This window comes from Paraburkholderia sp. J11-2, from assembly GCF_905220185.1.
GTDB lineage: Bacteria > Pseudomonadota > Gammaproteobacteria > Burkholderiales > Burkholderiaceae > Paraburkholderia.
Genome location: NZ_CAJMYY010000021.1, coordinates 118,336 through 134,147, shown reverse-complemented (window position 1 = coordinate 134,147; position 15,812 = coordinate 118,336). Strand labels below are relative to the sequence as shown.

Annotated in this window: 16 protein-coding genes; 10 read left to right on the top strand and 6 right to left on the bottom strand. The window is 64.5% G+C overall.

Going from position 1 to position 15,812, the window contains the following annotated elements; all coding sequences use genetic code 11:
* Positions 1 to 101: 101 nt before the first annotated feature.
* The 8 genes from htpG to U5A57_RS27270 all read left to right on the top strand — a co-directional run bounded on the left by htpG (position 102) and on the right by U5A57_RS27270 (position 8,681).
* The gene (htpG, locus tag U5A57_RS27305; protein WP_321914739.1) at positions 102 to 2,015 is read left to right on the top strand and encodes a molecular chaperone HtpG; all 1,914 of its coding nucleotides are present in this window, start codon (positions 102 to 104) and stop codon (positions 2,013 to 2,015) included.
* 114 nt (positions 2,016 to 2,129) lie between these two features.
* Positions 2,130 to 2,780, top strand: a complete 651-nt coding sequence (locus U5A57_RS27300) for a chorismate--pyruvate lyase family protein (protein WP_321914738.1) — start codon at positions 2,130 to 2,132, stop codon at positions 2,778 to 2,780.
* Between the two features lie 18 nt (positions 2,781 to 2,798).
* Positions 2,799 to 3,293 carry a DNA-deoxyinosine glycosylase gene (locus U5A57_RS27295; RefSeq protein WP_321914737.1) on the top strand — a complete coding sequence of 165 codons (495 nt, stop codon included), beginning with the start codon at positions 2,799 to 2,801 and terminating at the stop codon, positions 3,291 to 3,293.
* A gap of 113 nt (positions 3,294 to 3,406) precedes the next feature.
* Positions 3,407 to 4,027 carry a hypothetical protein gene (locus U5A57_RS27290; RefSeq protein WP_321914736.1) on the top strand — a complete coding sequence of 207 codons (621 nt, stop codon included), beginning with the start codon at positions 3,407 to 3,409 and terminating at the stop codon, positions 4,025 to 4,027.
* Positions 4,028 to 4,286: 259 nt separating this feature from the next.
* Positions 4,287 to 5,222 (top strand): spermidine synthase, encoded by a 936-nt coding sequence (locus U5A57_RS27285; protein ID WP_321914735.1) that lies wholly within the window; start codon positions 4,287 to 4,289, stop codon positions 5,220 to 5,222.
* A 312-nt stretch (positions 5,223 to 5,534) separates the two neighbouring features.
* Positions 5,535 to 5,771, top strand: a complete 237-nt coding sequence (locus U5A57_RS27280; RefSeq protein WP_321914734.1) for a DUF3311 domain-containing protein — start codon at positions 5,535 to 5,537, stop codon at positions 5,769 to 5,771.
* A complete protein-coding gene (gene mctP, locus U5A57_RS27275; RefSeq protein ID WP_321914733.1) occupies positions 5,768 to 7,318 on the top strand; it encodes a monocarboxylate uptake permease MctP in 1,551 nt (516 codons plus the stop codon). The genes U5A57_RS27280 and mctP overlap by 4 nt, the downstream gene beginning before the upstream one ends.
* 226 nt (positions 7,319 to 7,544) lie before the next feature.
* On the top strand, positions 7,545 to 8,681 hold the full coding sequence (locus U5A57_RS27270; RefSeq protein WP_321914776.1) for an FUSC family protein: 1,137 nt from the start codon (positions 7,545 to 7,547) through the stop codon (positions 8,679 to 8,681).
* Positions 8,682 to 8,714: 33 nt separating this feature from the next.
* Here U5A57_RS27270 and U5A57_RS27265 read toward each other — a convergent pair whose 3' ends face one another.
* The 5 genes from U5A57_RS27265 to U5A57_RS27245 form a co-directional block, all read right to left on the bottom strand.
* The gene (locus tag U5A57_RS27265; RefSeq protein ID WP_321914732.1) at positions 8,715 to 9,140 is read right to left on the bottom strand and encodes a VOC family protein; all 426 of its coding nucleotides are present in this window, start codon (positions 9,138 to 9,140) and stop codon (positions 8,715 to 8,717) included.
* A gap of 265 nt (positions 9,141 to 9,405) precedes the next feature.
* Positions 9,406 to 10,365: a transaldolase gene (tal, locus tag U5A57_RS27260; RefSeq protein WP_321914731.1), complete on the bottom strand. Its 960-nt coding sequence runs from the start codon at positions 10,363 to 10,365 to the stop codon at positions 9,406 to 9,408.
* A 232-nt stretch (positions 10,366 to 10,597) separates the two neighbouring features.
* The gene (locus U5A57_RS27255; protein ID WP_321914730.1) at positions 10,598 to 11,824 is read right to left on the bottom strand and encodes a benzoate/H(+) symporter BenE family transporter; all 1,227 of its coding nucleotides are present in this window, start codon (positions 11,822 to 11,824) and stop codon (positions 10,598 to 10,600) included.
* Between the two features lie 112 nt (positions 11,825 to 11,936).
* Positions 11,937 to 13,109: a VWA domain-containing protein gene (locus tag U5A57_RS27250; RefSeq protein WP_321914728.1), complete on the bottom strand. Its 1,173-nt coding sequence runs from the start codon at positions 13,107 to 13,109 to the stop codon at positions 11,937 to 11,939.
* 34 nt (positions 13,110 to 13,143) lie between these two features.
* The gene (locus U5A57_RS27245) at positions 13,144 to 13,995 is read right to left on the bottom strand and encodes an AAA family ATPase (RefSeq protein ID WP_158757322.1); all 852 of its coding nucleotides are present in this window, start codon (positions 13,993 to 13,995) and stop codon (positions 13,144 to 13,146) included.
* Between the two features lie 430 nt (positions 13,996 to 14,425).
* Between U5A57_RS27245 and U5A57_RS27240 the strand changes: the two genes are divergently transcribed.
* Positions 14,426 to 14,791, top strand: a complete 366-nt coding sequence (locus tag U5A57_RS27240; RefSeq protein ID WP_158757323.1) for a c-type cytochrome — start codon at positions 14,426 to 14,428, stop codon at positions 14,789 to 14,791.
* A gap of 18 nt (positions 14,792 to 14,809) precedes the next feature.
* Entirely contained in the window at positions 14,810 to 15,205 is a 396-nt protein-coding gene (locus U5A57_RS27235) for a cytochrome c (RefSeq protein WP_321914726.1), read from the top strand.
* 129 nt (positions 15,206 to 15,334) lie between these two features.
* On the opposite strand, the gene U5A57_RS27230 is transcribed toward U5A57_RS27235, so the two are convergent.
* On the bottom strand, positions 15,335 to 15,769 hold the full coding sequence (locus U5A57_RS27230; RefSeq protein ID WP_158757325.1) for a DUF1841 family protein: 435 nt from the start codon (positions 15,767 to 15,769) through the stop codon (positions 15,335 to 15,337).
* Positions 15,770 to 15,812: the final 43 nt, after the last annotated feature.

Genomic DNA, 15,812 nt, shown 5'->3' with positions numbered 1-15,812 from the left:
ACCGGCGCCGTCTGTCCCCAACTGCGCGTGCGGCGCGCCGCTGAGCACTTGCGGCCATCAATTTGTCAGACCAGAACTGCAACGAAAGAGGACCCTCGACCATGGCACAAGAAACCATGAGCTTCCAGGCAGAAGTGAAACAGCTTCTGCACCTGATGATCCATTCGCTGTACAGCAACAAGGAAATCTTCCTGCGCGAGCTGATCTCGAACGCATCGGACGCAGCGGACAAGCTGCGCTTCGAGGCGATCGCGAACAGCGCGCTCTATGAAAACGATCCGAACCTGCGCATTCGCGTGGGCTTTGACAAGGACGCGCGCACCATCACGATCGACGACAACGGCATCGGCATGAGCCATGACGAAGCCGTGTCGAACCTCGGTACGATCGCGCGCTCGGGCACGAAGGAATTCTTCGGCAAGCTCTCGGGCGACCAGCAGAAGGACGCGGCGCTCATCGGCCAGTTCGGCGTGGGCTTCTATTCGGGCTTCATCGTCGCGGACAAGATCACGGTGGAAAGCCGCCGCGCGGGCCTGACGGCTGCCGAGGGCGTGCGCTGGACGAGCGCGGGCGAGGGCGAGTTCGCCGTCGAGACGATCGAGCGCGCGCAGCGCGGCACGACGATCACGCTGCATCTGCGCGAAGGCGAGGACGAACTGCTTTCCGCCTGGAAGATCAAGTCGATCATCCAGAAGTATTCGGACCACGTCGGCCTGCCCATCGAGATGAAGAAGGAAGAATGGGACGCCGAGAAGAGCGAGATGGTCACGAAGGACGAGTACGAGACCATCAACCAGGCGAGCGCGCTGTGGACCCGTTCGAAGAGCGAGATCAGCGACGAGCAGTATCAGCAGTTCTATCAGCACCTCGCGCACGACCATCAGAATCCGCTCGCGTGGACGCATAACCGTGTGGAAGGCCGCAGCGAATACACGCAGCTGCTCTACGTGCCGTCGCATGCGCCGTTCGACATGTGGAACCGCGACCACAAGAGCGGCCTGAAGCTGTATGTGAAGCGCGTCTTCATCATGGACGACGCCGAGCAACTGCTGCCGAACTATCTGCGCTTCGTGAAGGGCGTGGTCGATTCGAGCGATCTGCCGCTCAACGTCTCGCGCGAAATCCTGCAGGAAAGCCGCGACGTGAAGGCGATTCGCGACGGCGTGACCAAGCGCGTGCTCTCGATGCTCGAAGAAATGGCGGGCGCTGTTACGGACGCCGAAGCAAGCGAAGAGGACAAGGCGAAGTACACGACGTTCTGGACCGAGTTCGGCCAGGTGCTCAAGGAAGGCATTGGCGAGGATCACGCCAATCGCGAGCGTGTGGCGAAGCTGGCGCGCTTTGCGTCCACGCACAACGACACGAACGAGCAGACCGTCGCGCTTGCCGATTACGTTGCGCGCATGAAGCCCGAGCAGACGAAGATCTACTACGTCACCGCCGACACGTGGCAGGCCGCGAAGAACAGCCCGCATCTCGAAGTGTTCCGCAAGAAGGGCGTGGAAGTGCTGCTGCTCACGGACCGCGTGGACGAGTGGATGCTCTCGTTCCTGAACGAATTCGACGGCAAGCCGCTCGCGAGCGTGGCGCGTGGCGACCTCGACCTCGGCGCGCTCAACGACGAGGAAAAGCAGCAGCAGGAGAAGGTGAGCGAGGAACTCAAGCCGCTCGTCGAGCACATGAAGGAAGCGCTCAAGGATAAGGCCAAGGACGTGCGCCTCACGTTCCGCCTGACCGATTCGCCCTCGTGCCTCGTGGCCGACGAAGGCGACATGAGCGGTTATCTGCAGCGCATGCTGAAGGCGGCGGGGCAGCAGGCTCCGCAGATGCAGCCGATTCTCGAAGTGAACCCGGAGCATCCGCTCGTGAAGGCGCTGCGCACCGATAGCGCGGACTTTGGCGACTGGTGCAATCTGCTGTTCGATCAGGCGCTGCTGGCGGAAGGCGGCGCGCTGGAGGATCCGGCGAGTTTCGTGAAGCGCACGAATGCGTTGTTGATGGGGCGCGCTGGCTAAGGCGTCACGCAGCGTTGTGTCCGAGACCCCTTGTGGCTGCCCGCCGCAAGGGGTTTTTCTTTTGTCCGCCCCGCTCGCAGCGAACTGAAATCCTCGCGGCCTATAATGCGCGCCATGCCTCTCCGATTCGATGCCGCTAACGCGCACTGGCGCGTCACGCCCTTGCCCGCCTTGAGCGCCGACCAGAAGGACTGGCTCACGCGCGGCGGTTCGCTCACGGCGCATTTGCGCACGCTCGGACGCGTGGTCGTGCGCGTGACGCGCGAAGCCGTCGATATGCCGTGGTCCGACGAATGCGCCGCGCTCGGCCTCGCGCCCCGCGAGCGCGCGTGGGTGCGCGAGATCGTGCTCGAAGTCGACGGCGTGCCGTTCGTCGCCGCGCACAGCGTGACGCCGCTCGCCGCGAGTCATGGCGTGTGGCAGGCCATGCGGCGCCTGCGCACGCGGCCGCTCGCGGAGCTGCTCTATAGCGATAGCGGCGTGGCTCGCTCGGCGCTCGTGAGCCGGCGCGTGAGCGCGCGGCATCCGCTTTATGCGCTTGCGGCTCGCGAGAGCGCGCCCGAGCCGGCGCACGCGCGGTTCGTCGCACGCCGCTCGGTGTTCGAGCGCGCGGGCGCGCCGCTACTCGTGACCGAATGCATGTTGCCCGCGCTATGGTCGCGTCTCGCGAGCGCTCCGCTCACCCAGGAAACCGGCGTGCATCTCGGCCGCGAGCGCGGCCCGCTCGATCACACGGCCTCGCGCGCGCATCACGCGCCGCGTTGAACGTCGCGTCCTGTTGCCATGACCTTCAAGACCTGCTTCGATCCCGTCGTCGATGCGCATACGCGCGTGCTCATTCTCGGCAGTCTGCCGGGCGAGGCGTCGCTTGCACATCAGCAGTACTACGCGCATAAGCAGAACAAGTTCTGGCATCTGGTGGGCGAGGTGATCGGTCGTAATCTGGTCGACATGGACTATGCGGCGCGTCTCGATACGTTGCTCGAAAACCGCTTTGGGTTATGGGACGTGGTCGCTCAGGCTCGTCGCGCTGGAAGCCTCGATAGCCAGATACGAGACCATGCAGCCAATGATTTGATTGCGCTTATCGAGGCGTTGCCGAATCTGTCGACCATTGCCTTCAATGGCGGGACGGCAGCGAAGATTGGCGTGAAGGCACTTGGCGAGTGTGGCGATCGATATCGGCTGCTTCGCCTGCCGTCGAGCAGCCCGGCCCATGCCTCCGTTCCGTACGCGGAAAAGCTCGCCGTTTGGCGACAACTACGACAGTCGATTTGAACGGGCATTGATCGCGATCGAAGCGCCATGACGAGGCCCAGTTTTGCAAGGCTTAAGGTTTTATGTCCTATGCCGATATTGCACTGGAGACGTCATTCATTTAAGGAGGAGTGGTGCTTCGTTTCGTCTTTGCATTTTTGCTCGCCGGCCTGCTTGCAGGCTGCAATACGACGCTGCATGTCGAGAAACCGGACCCAGCTTCGGGCTTGTATTCCACCCACACCGAACTGAAGCCCGCCGATATTCGTGTAGCGGAGAAGTTTGATCCGGCTTACACGCAGATGGTCTATCTGAAGATCAACGCGGAAAATCCGAATCCACGATTTGTCGATTTTTTTGTGGCGGCCCTTAAGGATATGCATGTCTTCAAGCAGGTCGTGACGAAGGATGACTTGCAGGCGATCGTTATTGAACGCAACCTGGGCAGCAAGGTTCCGAGTGTGTCCGATCTCGTTGGACTCAATAACCTCAGCAAGGAGATCGGTCCGTTCCTTATCGTCGAGCCCAATGCAGTGTTCAAGGGCGGCTACAACTTCGAGGGAACGCTGAAGGCGATCGACGCCAGCACCGGAAAGACCGTTCTGCTGATCGATATGACCGCTTTCAACATGGCAGGACTGGATGATCCGTTGTTTCACCCGATGCTGAATGGATTCATCAACTGGACGCGCAATCAGCCGGTCGCGCCGGACGCGTCAAAAACCGCACAGCAGCCAAACGCTGCGAAGCTTTAACGGCTTGGGCGAACGTCGGTGTCTGCCGCAGAACCGACGTTCGAATGTCAGCGCGAAAGCGACGGTCGAAACGGCGCCCCGCGCGCCTCTGAGCGCTGGCACATACATGCGTAAGCGCGCAGCCACTTAGCCGCGCGAGTGTCTGGTCCCGCGCGCGAAGTGGCCGCCAAATCAGGCCCGAAGCGCCACGAATGCTATGCTCTCGGTCGCCCGGGCAGATGCCCCTGAATTTGCGACCCCACAGCAAGCGATTTTCTCCATGACGACTCTCATCAAGCGCGCCTCCGCCGAGGCCCGCGCATTCAAGCAATCCGGCAACGCGACGCAATCGGGCGAGCCCGCGGGCAAGACCGCGAAGGTCACGAAGCGCCCGCGCCGCGCAGCCGCTGCAGCCGCCGACGATCTCGACAACGCTCCGGTCATCGAAGCGCCGCGCAAGCCGCGTTTCGCGCCGGTCACGTTCTCGGAAGAGAGCGGTGTGCGCTATCTCCACTTCGGCACGGAGTGGGTGCAAGGCGCGATGCGTCTTTCGAAGCCGCTGCACATCGAACTCGAATACGCGCAGCAAATGATGGCGTGGCTGCTCTTTATCGCCACGCCCGAGCGCATCGTGCAACTGGGTCTGGGCGCGGCTGCGCTCACCAAGTTCGCGCATCGCTATCTGCGTCCGGCCAAGGTCGAGGCGATCGAGTTGAATCCGGCGGTCGTCGTGGCCGCGCGCACGATGTTCGAGCTGCCGTACGACGACGCGCGTCTCACCGTGCGCGAACTCGACGCGTGGGACTTCGTGCAGGACCGCGCCAATCACGGCACGATCGGCGCGCTGCAGATCGACGTGTACGACGCGACCGCGCGCGGCCCGGTGCTCGACAGCGTGGCGTTCTACCGCGCCGTGCGCGCGTGCCTGACCGATGCCGGCGTCGCGACGATCAACCTGTTCGGCGACCACCCGAGCTTCGTGCGCAACATGAAGCGCCTGAATGAAGCCTTCGACGGCCGCGTGATCGCGCTGCCCGAAGTGCACGAAGGCAATCGCGTGGCGCTCGCATTTTCGGGCCCGGCGCTCGAAGTCACGTACGAGGCCCTCGAAAAGCGTGCGCGCCTGCTCGAGAGCAAGCTCGGCCTGCCGGCGCACCAGTGGGTGAAGGCGCTGCGCGAATCGAGCGGCCAGAACGGCGCGACGTTCTCGATCTGATCCGCGCGAACGGCGGCAACGCCGTTTCAGCACAGAAAACCGGCATCAGGGCCGGTTTTTTTTCGCCCGCACCAGGCATCCGCGGACGATTTCCTGGACCTGGCGCAAGCCGTTGGCTCTTGACAACGTCCTCGAAATTCGGGTCCGCCCTGCTTGACCGTGCGGCGTGGCCTCGATACTCTTTTCAGCGCTTTCGGGGACCTTGCGGGCTATCCGTCTGTGAGGCCATCGGCCGCTATACGCCAGACGGGCCGGACGGCGGACCGCGAACAGAGCAACGCCGCATAACTACATAAGCAACGAGGAGACGTCATGGCTCACGACGCCGACGCCGGAAAATCAAGCAAGCATTGGCTGTGGCTTCTGCTGCTGCCCTGGATCGCGATGGTCTGGGTGCCGTCGTACAACAAGATCGAACCCACTCTGTGGGACTTCCCGTTTTTCTACTGGTATCAGCTTCTCTGGGTGCTGATTAGCGCTGCCATTACCGCGCTCGTCTACTTCAAGACGAAGACTCGCCGCAAGGGCGATGCAGGGGGCGCGCAATGAACGTTACAGCAACGATTGTCTTTATCCTGTTCTTCCTTGGCGTCACGGTTCTCGGCTTCGTGGCCGCGCACTGGCGCAAGGGCGACCTCGCCCACCTCGAAGAGTGGGGCCTCGGCGGCCGCCGCTTCGGCACGATCGTCACATGGTTCCTGCTCGGCGGCGACCTGTACACCGCATACACGTTCATTGCCGTGCCGGCGCTCGTGTTCGGTGCGGGCGCAACGGGTTTCTTCGCGCTGCCGTACACGATCCTGATCTATCCGTTCGCGTTCGTCGTGTTCCCGAAGCTCTGGGCCGTCGCGAAGCGCCATCAATACGTCACCTCGGCCGACTTCGTGAGCGCGCGCTATGGCAGCCGCATGCTCGCGCTCGCCATCGCCGTGACGGGTATCGTCGCGACCATGCCGTATATCGCGCTGCAGCTGGTGGGTATCGAAGTGGTGATCGGCGCGCTTGGCTTCGACACAACGGGTTTCGTCGGCGACCTGCCGCTCATCATCGCATTCGCGATTCTCGCCGCGTACACGTACACCTCGGGCCTGCGCGCGCCGGCCATGATCGCGGTGGTGAAGGACATCCTCATCTACATCACGATCATCGTCGCGATCATCGTGATTCCCGCGCAGATGGGCGGCTTCGGCCACATCTTCGGCGCGGTGCCGCCGGCCAAGCTGCTGCTCAAGTCGCCGGATGCCGCGAGTTTGAACGGATATAGCGCCTACGCGACGCTCGCGGTGGGGTCGGCGCTCGCGCTGTTCCTGTACCCGCACTCGGTCACGGCGATCCTGTCGTCGTCGTCGGGCAACACCATCCGCCGCAACATGGCGATGCTGCCCGCGTACTCGCTCGTGCTCGGCCTGCTCGCGCTGCTCGGCTACATGGCGCTTGCCGCGGGCGTGAAGGACATGCCGGAATTCGCGCCGTACTTCAAGGCCTTCGGTCCGAACTTCGCGGTGCCGGCGCTGTTCCTGCACTTCTTCCCGTCGTGGTTCGTGGGCGTGGCGTTCGCCGCTATCGGTATCGGCGCGCTGGTGCCCGCCGCGATCATGTCGATTGCAGCGGCCAACCTGTACACGCGTAACATCCACAAGGAGTTCATCAACCGCAACATGAATCACGAGCAGGAGACCAACATCGCCAAGCTGGTCTCGCTGATCGTGAAGGTCGGCGCGGTGGCGTTCATCCTGGGCCTGCCGCTCACGTACGCGATCCAGCTGCAGCTGCTCGGCGGTATCTGGATCATCCAGACGCTGCCCGCCATCGTGCTCGGTCTCTACACGCGCATGCTCGACTACCGCGGCCTGCTGGTGGGCTGGGCGGTCGGCATCGCCACCGGCACGTGGATGGCCATTTCGCTCAAGCTCGCAGGCTCGATCTTCACGATTCACCTGTTCGGCATGGCGATTCCGGGTTACGCCGCGGTGTGGTCGCTGATCGTGAACCTCGTGGTCTCGGTTGTCGTGTCGGCGCTCGTGCATCTGGTTGGCATGCAGAAGAGCCAGGACCGCACGCGTCCGGAAGACTATCTCGACGTCGTCGAGGGCTGATCCGCTCGGTACACTTCGGCCCGGCGCGCACCGCCGGTCCGGACTTGCCGACAATGCCCGCAACACTTAGTTGCGGGCATTTGTTTTTCTGGTGCACGATGGCGGCTGATTTGGCTCACGTCCAGCCCGCGCCATGGCCCCATCCGAAACCGAATCCCGCTCCCGGTCCGCGCACAGCGGCGCGCGACGCGTGCGCACGCCGCGCCGCCGCTCGCGCCTCGCGCGCATGTGGCGTGCGCTGACGTCGCCGTACTACCGCTACCGCAATGCCAAGGTGATACACAGCGTGCGCGTGGGCCTCGCCATGCTCGCCTCGATTCTCGCGACCTCGGGCATCGATATTCCGCATGGCATCTGGGCGTCGGTCACGCTGCTCGTCGTGATCGGCGGGCTGCAGCACCAAGGCAACATCCGCAAGAAGGCCGCCGAGCGTGCGCTCGGCACGATGCTGGGCGCCGTGATCGGGCTCGTGCTGATCGTCGTGCAGGCCATCACGGGCTCCGTGCCGCTTACCTACGTGCTGATGTCGCTCGTGGCGGCCGTGTGCGGGTACTACGCCATTGGCAAGCCGGGCTACGTCGCCCTCCTTGCCGCCATCACCATGTGCATCGTCGCGGGGCATGGCGACAACCTCATCGATACGGGCCTCTGGCGCACGCTCAACGTGATTCTCGGCATCGTCATCGCGCTCGTGTTTTCGTTCGCCTTGCCGCTGCACGCCACGTATTCGTGGCGCTACAGCCTCGCCGACAATCTGCGCGAATGCGCGCGCGTGTACGCGCAGGTGGCGAGCGGCGTGCACGTCGATTCGGACGACCAGGTGCAGACCTTCATGCGCCTGAACGCACGGCTCGTGCAGCTGCGCGCGCTGATGCCTTCGGTGGCCAAGGAGATCGATGTGCCGCTCGCGCAGCTCGAACAGGTGCAGCGTCTGCATCGCTCGCTCCTGAGCGCGCTGGAGATGCTCTGCACCGGCACGGGCAGCTACGAGCAGTCGCTCGTGCGCGAGGCGTTCGCCGAGCGCAGCGAGACCGTGCGCCGTGCGCTGCTCGCCACGGCACGGGCGCTGCGATTTGGCGGCGGGCGCCACCCCGAGGCGGCGCAGCAGGCGCTGCGCCCGGTTGCGGCATGGGTGGACGGCGGGGCAGAGGACGATGCGACGGGCGAGGCGGCGGCCGAGGCGGGCGCGGGCGTCCATGAAGGCGTGCCGGAGGCGCCGCAGGGCTGCCCCGAGCCGCAGATGCAGGGGCCGTACTGGCTCAGCCTGCGTGTGGAGGAGCAGGTGGAGCGCCTGCGCGCGCTCCTGCTCGACACCGAACCGCGCTGGAACATCGAGCGCGCCGCGACGCACCGCATGGTGTGACGCCGGGCGCGCAACGCCGGCTGCGGCGCGGGGTCAGGCGGCCTGGTCGTGCGGCGCCGTGACCATCCACGGCACGCCGAACTTGTCGGTCAGCATGCCGAAGCCAGGCGACCAGAAGGTCTTCGCAAACGGCATTGTGACCGTGCCGCCTTTGGCCAGCGCGTTGAAGTAACGCTCGGCCGTGGCGACGTCGGGCCCGGTGAGCGAGACGCCGAAGCCGAGGAACTTGTCGTTCTGCGTCATGCAGCCGCCGTCGGACACCATGATCTGCGCGTCGCCGATCTGGAGCGTCGCGTGCATGATCTTTTCGGCGAATTCGGGCGGCATGGGGCGGGCGGGGTCCGGCGGCGCTTCCTTGAAGCGCATCTTGATCACTTCCTTCGCGCCGAGCGCTTCGCCATAGAAGGCGATCGCTTCGTCGCAATTGCCGGGGTAAAAGAGGTAGGGCTGGATTTGCATCGTCGGTTTCCTTGCGGACGGGACGTTGGCCGGCCGGTTATCGTGCGCGGGTAGGCACGGGGCCGGATCATGCGGCGGGTTGCACCGCTGCCCTGATTCTAGGCGCGCGCCTGGGCATTACCGAGCGATGTGTCGTCAGGGTTTGCGAGAGCGCAGACGGGAACGGACGTTGCTCGCCCGCACGCAAAAGAAAGGGCCGCACATGCGGCATGTGCGGCCCTCGGTCATCGATGGTTCGATGCGCTCTGCATGGAGCGCCGGCGCGTTACTTCGCGCGCAGCTCTTCGATCATCTTTTCGAGCTTGATCGCGTCGGCGGCGAACGCGCGGATGCCTTCGGCGAGCTTCTCGGTCGCCATGGCGTCTTCGTTGAGCTGGAAGCGGAACGACGGCTCGTCCACGGCCACACGCTCGATCTTCGCGTCCTTGAACGCTGCCGGCGAAAGCTTGCGCTCGACCTTCTCGGTGCTGTCCTGGAGCTTTTGCAGCAGGTCCGGGCTGATGGTGAGCAGGTCGCAGCCGGCCAGCTCGACGATCTGGCTCGTGTTGCGGAAGCTCGCACCCATCACTTCGGTCTTGTGGCCGAACTTCTTGTAGTACGCGTAGATCTTGCGCACCGACTGCACGCCCGGGTCGTTCGCGCCGCCGTCCTTCGCGTCGTCCCAGTCGGCGCCCTTGGCCTTCTTGTACCAGTCGTAGATGCGGCCCACGAACGGCGAGATCAGCTGCGCGCCCGCTTCGGCGCACGCGGCGGCTTGCGCGAGCGAGAAGAGCAGCGTCATGTTGCAGTGAATGCCGTCCTTTTGCAGCGCTTCGGCGGCGCGAATGCCTTCCCAGGTGGAGGCGAGCTTGATCAGCACGCGCTCGCGGCCGATGCCGGCCTGCTTGTACAGGTCGATGATGTGGTGGGCCTTGTCGATCGACTTTTTCGTGTCGAACGAGAGGCGGGCGTCGACTTCGGTCGAGACGCGGCCCGGAATGATCTTGAGGATTTCGGTGCCGAACGCGATCAGCAGATGGTCGATGATCGACTCGAGCGATTCGCTCGCGTGATCGCGTACGGTTTTTTCGAGCAGCGGACGGTACTCAGCTTTCTGGACCGCCTTGAGGATCAGCGACGGGTTGGTCGTCGCGTCCTGCGGCTTGTACTGCACGAATTGCTGGAAGTCGCCCGTGTCGGCGACGACGGTGGTGTACTGCTTGAGCTGGTCGAGTGCGGTAGTCATGTCAGGCCTTGTGGGCGCGTGCGCGCCTGCATCGGTGAGAGTTGAACGGCCGGTGCGCTTCAGGCGTGAACCTGAGGCGCGCCGGGCGGAACGCGAAATGGCGCTGCGCCGTTGCGGCCCGGCACGCGCGGATGGACGGCAGACGCGCGTGCAGCCGGATCTGGCGCATTTGCCGCGCGCTTGGGCGCGGCTGACTTCATTATTTTATGGCGGAATCGCCTGGTGTTGCGTTTCACGCGCGCCGCGCATTCAGCACGAACTGCGTGATCACGCCCGCCACGAGCCCCCAGAACGCCGCGCCGATGGAAAGCAGCGTGAGCCCGGAGGCCGTCACCATGAAGGTGATGAGCGCGGCTTCGCGCTCCCTCGGGTTCTGCATGGCGTTGGTGAGGCCGCCCATGATCGAGCCGAACAGCGCGAGCGCCGCGATCGAGACCACGAGCGCCTGCGGGAACGCCGCGAACAGCGCCGCGATGGTCGCGCCGAAGGTCCCGGCGATCAGATAGAAAATGCCGCACCACACGGCCGCCATATAGCGCTTCGTGCGGTCTTCGTGGGCGTGCGGGCCGGTGCAGATCGCCGCGGTGATGGCGGCAAGATTCACGCCGTGCGAGCCGAACGGCGCGAGCACGAGCGAGGCCAGGCCCGTGGTGGCGATGAGCGGCGACGAGGGCGCGGCCGTGTGGTCGTAGCCGTCGGCGCGCAGCACGGCGATGCCCGGCACGTTCTGCGAGGCCATCGCCACGACGAAAAGCGGAATGCCGATGCTCACCACCGCCGTGAGCGAGAACGCCGGCATCGTGAACACGGGCTTGGCCACCGCCACGCGGAAGTGGCTGAAGTCGAGCAGACCGAGCACGGCAGCGGCGGCGATGCCGATCACGAGCGTCGCGACGATCGCGTAGCGCGGCACGGCGCGCTTCACGATCAGGTAGCCGAAGAACATCGTCAGCACGAGCGGGGTTTGCACCTGCGCGGCGTGGAAGATCTCGATGCCGATCTCGAACAGGATGCCCGCGAGCAGCGCCGCCGCAATGCCCGCGGGAATGCGCTTCATGAGCGTGTCGAACCAGCCGGTGAGGCCCACGGCCGTGAGCAGCACGGCGCACACGATATAGGCGCCGATCGCCTCGGCATAGGGCACATGCGGCAGCGAGCTGATGAGGAGCGCCGCACCCGGCGTGGACCACGCGACCACGATGGGCGCGCGAAACCACAGCGACAGGCCGATGGTCGTCAACGCCATGCCGATGGAAAGCGCCCAGATCCACGAGGAAATCTGCGCGTCGGAAAGATGCGCCGCCTGGCCGGCCTGGAACATCAGCACGAGCGAGCTGGTGTAGCCGGTCATCATCGCGACGAAGCCGGCCACGATCGTGGCGACCGAGGTATCGGCGAAGGGCCGCAGCGGTCCTGGCCTGAACGTCGTGGGCAGATCAGGGGAGGAGGGGGCGGTCATGCAGGTGGTCTCCAGATTTTGCGTAGGTATGGCGACATCGGGCGGCGCGGCCTGGTCACACTCAGGCAACGCGCCGCCTCGAAAGAGCGGAAAGGGGCGGGAGTGCGGGCGCCTATTTGCTCAGCACGCGCATGGCCGTTTCGAGCCCGGCGACGGTGAGCGGATACATGCGGTGGCCGAGAATCTCGCGGATGATCGACACCGACTGGCGGTATTCCCATAGTCGCTCGGGTTCGGGGTTGAGCCAGGCGAAATGGGGGAACTGGTCGGCGAGACGGCGCAGCCACACGGCGCCCGCTTCGGGGTTGTTGTATTCGACCGAGCCGCCCGGCTGCAGCACCTCATACGGGCTCATGGTGGCGTCGCCGACGAAGATCAGCTTGTAGTCGGGCGTGAACTTGTGCAGCAGGTCCCACGTGGGCGTGCGCTCGGCGTGGCGGCGGCGATTGTTCTTCCACAGGTAGTCGTACACGCAGTTGTGGAAGTAGTAGAACTCGAGGTGCTTGAATTCGGCTTTGGCCGCCGAGAACAGTTCTTCCGTGCGCTTGATGTGATCGTCCATCGAGCCGCCCACGTCGAGCAGCATCAGCACTTTCACGTTGTTGTGGCGCTCCGGCACCATCTTGAGGTCGAGCCAGCCCGCGTTCGCGGCGGTGCTGCGGATCGTGTCGCCGAGATCGAGTTCTTCGGCGGCGCCTTCGCGCGCGAAACGGCGCAGACGGCGCAACGCGACCTTGATGTTGCGCGTGCCGATTTCGACCTGGTCGTCGTAGTCGCGATACGCGCGCGCGTCCCACACTTTCACGGCGCTGCGCTGGCCGCCTTCGCCGCCAATGCGGATGCCCTCGGGGTTATAGCCGCCATGGCCGAAGGGCGAGGTGCCGCCCGTGCCGATCCATTTGCTACCGCCTTCGTGGCGCTCCTTCTGTTCCTCGAAAAGCTCCTTCAGGCGCTCCATGAGCTTGTCGAGCCCGCCCATGGCTTCGATCTGCGCGCGCTGCTCGGGCGTGAAGTCGCGCTCCAGACGCTTCTTGAGCCAGTCTTCGGGTATCTCGAAGGCGAGTTCGGACTTCTTCTCGATGCCGCGAAAATACGCGCCGAACGCCTGATCGAAGCGGTCGAAGTATTGCTCGTCTTTCACCAGCGTCATGCGTGCGAGGTAGTAGAAGTCGTCGAGCGAGGGCGCGATCACGCGCGCCTTGAGCGCTTCGACGAGCGTGAGGTACTCCTTCACGGAAACCGGCAGCTTCGCGTCGCGCAGCGTGTAGAAGAAGTCGATCAGCATGCGGTGTCTCCGGCTTTCGCGCGCGGGGTCCTGGTCAACGGTTGTGGCGGTTCATGTAGATGAGGCGCTCGAACAGCGTCATGTCCTGCTCGTTCTTGAGCAGCGCGCCCGCGAGCGGCGGCATGGACTTCGAGCCGTCGGCCGCGCGCAGCGCCGAGGGCGGAATCTCTTCCGCGAGCAGGAGCTTGAGCCAGTCGAGCAGTTCGGACGTAGACGGCTTTTTCTTCAGGCCCGCGACGTTGCGCAGTTCGAAGAAGCTTTCCATCGCCGCGTTGAGCAGTTCCTTGCGGATGCCCGGATAGTGCACCTCGACGATGCGCTGCATCGTGGCCGGATCGGGAAAGCTAATGTAGTGGAAGAAGCAGCGGCGCAGGAAAGCGTCGGGCAGCTCCTTCTCGTTGTTCGACGTGATGATCACGAGCGGACGCTGCTTCGCCTTGATGAGCTGGCGCGTCTCGTACACGTAGAACTCCATGCGGTCGAGTTCGCGCAACAGGTCGTTCGGGAACTCGATGTCGGCCTTGTCGATCTCGTCGATCAGCAGCACGCTTTGCTCTTCCGACTCGAACGCCTGCCACAGCACGCCTTTCACGATGTAGTTGGCGATGTCCTTCACGCGCTCGTCGCCGAGCTGCGAGTCGCGCAGGCGCGAGACCGCGTCGTACTCGTAGAGCCCTTGCTGCGCCTTCGTGGTGGACTTGATGTGCCACTGCATGAGCGGCATGCCCAGCGCCGCGGCCACTTCTTCGGCCAGCATGGTCTTGCCCGTGCCGGGCTCGCCCTTGATGAGCAGGGGGCGCTTCAACGTGATCGCGGCGTTGACCGCAAGCTTGAGATCGTCGGTGGCGACGTACTGCGATGAGCCTTCGAAACGCGTGGCGCGCATGGTGAATCCGCTCGCTGGGAAAAAAATCCCAGTATAAGTCAGATGGGGTGTTGCGTCGGCGCGCCACCGCGTATCGTTGGGTCCGCTCTTTGGGGCACGGTCACGCAGGCTCAGAGGCGTCTGCGGCGAGCGCGCGGCGAGTCCGTTGTGTGTGCCAGGGTTCCTCCGGGTTGCTTGCCAGCGAGCCTGCGCGACACGGCGCTGCGTGGCCGCCCGGTGGGCCCCGCCGGCCTGCCGCAGGGCCCCGTCAGGCGCTCCGAGGCCCGCCAGGCGTGGCGCGGCCGGTGGACGGCCGCTGCGGCGTCGCGGTATACTCGGACCGATTTTTTTCGGCCTGCACGGCGACCCCAAAAGTAAAACAGCAGTAATGCGGCGCAGGCCGTGGCCTGCGGTTCGGGCGTTCGAATCCCCTCAAGCCAGGTTGGATGCTATGAAAAAAATTGTCGGCAAGCACGTCATCACGGGCGCAATAACCATGCTGGCGTGCTTCGCGGTCACGGCTCACGCGGACGTCGTGGGCAACGCGAAGGCGGGTCAGGACAAGGTGGCGATGTGTATCGGCTGTCATGGTATTCCCGACTACCGCACCGCTTACCCCGAGGTCTACCACGTGCCCATTCTGGGCGGCCAGAACGCGCAGTACATCATGAACGCGTTGCTCGCCTACAAGAAGGGCGACCGGCATTTCGAGACGATGCACGCGATCGCGTCCTCGCTCACCGAACAGGACATCGCCGACATCGCGGCCTACTATGCGTCGCAAACGGCCGCGTCGAAAGACAATCCGAACAAATAACCGGCAGGTGGAGAACCCATGAACAAGCCCTACACGGCTATGCCTTCGTTTGCCGGTGCAACCATCAAGCTCGCGGGCACCGCTCTCGCGCTGGCCGCCGCGCTCGCGCTGAATCCCGCGCACGCGGCCGACGTCTCCAACGGCAAGGCCCTCGCCGACAGCCACAACTGCGCGGCCTGCCACGGCCCGGGCCTGAACAAGCCCGTGAGCCCCGAATATCCGAAGCTTGCTGGCCAGCACGCCGACTACATCTACTGGGCGCTGCGCCAGTATCAGATGGGCACAGGCAATCCGCACCTTGGCCGCAACAATCCGATCATGCAGGCGCAGGTGCAGAGCCTCTCGCAGAGCGACATGAAGGATATCGCCGCGTATATCGAGTCGCTCGGCGGCGACCTCGTCAACAAGAAGTAGGCGTGAATGCGGCGCGCGTCATGCGTGCTGCATCATGTGAAACACCCCGCGTGGGCCTCGTTTTCGGCGAGGCGTTCGCGGGGTGTTTTTTTGCGGCTTCGTTGGCTTCAGTCGCGCTTTCGTGCGTTCTCAGTCGCGTGAAGCGCGGCGCTCGATGCGCATGAGATAGGCGTCCGTGTCGGGGGGCGTGTTCGTGCGCTGCGCTTCCCAGATCGTTTCGCCGAGGCACTCCATGATCGCGTGCTGCGCGTCGTGCGTGGAGCCCATGCGTGCGGCGAGCCGGTCGTGCGCCGCGCGGATGCCGGGCGGCTGGTCGATCGACAACTGCTCGCTGATCGCGAGGTGCATCGACAGATGCAGGAACGGATTGCTCTGGCCGCGCTCGGGCGAGTAGTCCTGCGCGGCGGCCGCATCGGCGTCGGCGAGTTCGGCGTGATATTCCGGGTGCTCGACGATCCAGTCGGCGGCGATCGCCTCTAGCGGCGTGAGGATTTCGCCCGCACGCTGCTTGCGCCAGGTCTCGGTGAAAAAGCGGCGGACTTCGTCGCGGCTGGGATTGAACATCTTGAGTCGGTCGAGTGGGGGATGCGGCGTCGTGCAACGCGTG

What these genes read in the sequence shown, in the direction of transcription:
- U5A57_RS27240 (WP_158757323.1), top strand. Translation starts at nt 14,426, where the DNA reads ATGAAAAAAATTGTCGGCAAGCACGTCATCACGGGCGCAATAACCATG.
- tal (WP_321914731.1), bottom strand. Translation starts at nt 10,365, where the DNA reads ATGACTACCGCACTCGACCAGCTCAAGCAGTACACCACCGTCGTCGCC.
- htpG (WP_321914739.1), top strand. Translation starts at nt 102, where the DNA reads ATGGCACAAGAAACCATGAGCTTCCAGGCAGAAGTGAAACAGCTTCTG.
- U5A57_RS27280 (WP_321914734.1), top strand. Translation starts at nt 5,535, where the DNA reads ATGGCTCACGACGCCGACGCCGGAAAATCAAGCAAGCATTGGCTGTGG.
- U5A57_RS27255 (WP_321914730.1), bottom strand. Translation starts at nt 11,824, where the DNA reads ATGACCGCCCCCTCCTCCCCTGATCTGCCCACGACGTTCAGGCCAGGA.
- U5A57_RS27245 (WP_158757322.1), bottom strand. Translation starts at nt 13,995, where the DNA reads ATGCGCGCCACGCGTTTCGAAGGCTCATCGCAGTACGTCGCCACCGAC.
- U5A57_RS27250 (WP_321914728.1), bottom strand. Translation starts at nt 13,109, where the DNA reads ATGCTGATCGACTTCTTCTACACGCTGCGCGACGCGAAGCTGCCGGTT.
- U5A57_RS27235 (WP_321914726.1), top strand. Translation starts at nt 14,810, where the DNA reads ATGAACAAGCCCTACACGGCTATGCCTTCGTTTGCCGGTGCAACCATC.
- mctP (WP_321914733.1), top strand. Translation starts at nt 5,768, where the DNA reads ATGAACGTTACAGCAACGATTGTCTTTATCCTGTTCTTCCTTGGCGTC.
- U5A57_RS27300 (WP_321914738.1), top strand. Translation starts at nt 2,130, where the DNA reads ATGCCTCTCCGATTCGATGCCGCTAACGCGCACTGGCGCGTCACGCCC.
- U5A57_RS27230 (WP_158757325.1), bottom strand. Translation starts at nt 15,769, where the DNA reads ATGTTCAATCCCAGCCGCGACGAAGTCCGCCGCTTTTTCACCGAGACC.
- U5A57_RS27285 (WP_321914735.1), top strand. Translation starts at nt 4,287, where the DNA reads ATGACGACTCTCATCAAGCGCGCCTCCGCCGAGGCCCGCGCATTCAAG.
- U5A57_RS27265 (WP_321914732.1), bottom strand. Translation starts at nt 9,140, where the DNA reads ATGCAAATCCAGCCCTACCTCTTTTACCCCGGCAATTGCGACGAAGCG.
- U5A57_RS27295 (WP_321914737.1), top strand. Translation starts at nt 2,799, where the DNA reads ATGACCTTCAAGACCTGCTTCGATCCCGTCGTCGATGCGCATACGCGC.
- U5A57_RS27270 (WP_321914776.1), top strand. Translation starts at nt 7,545, where the DNA reads ATGTGGCGTGCGCTGACGTCGCCGTACTACCGCTACCGCAATGCCAAG.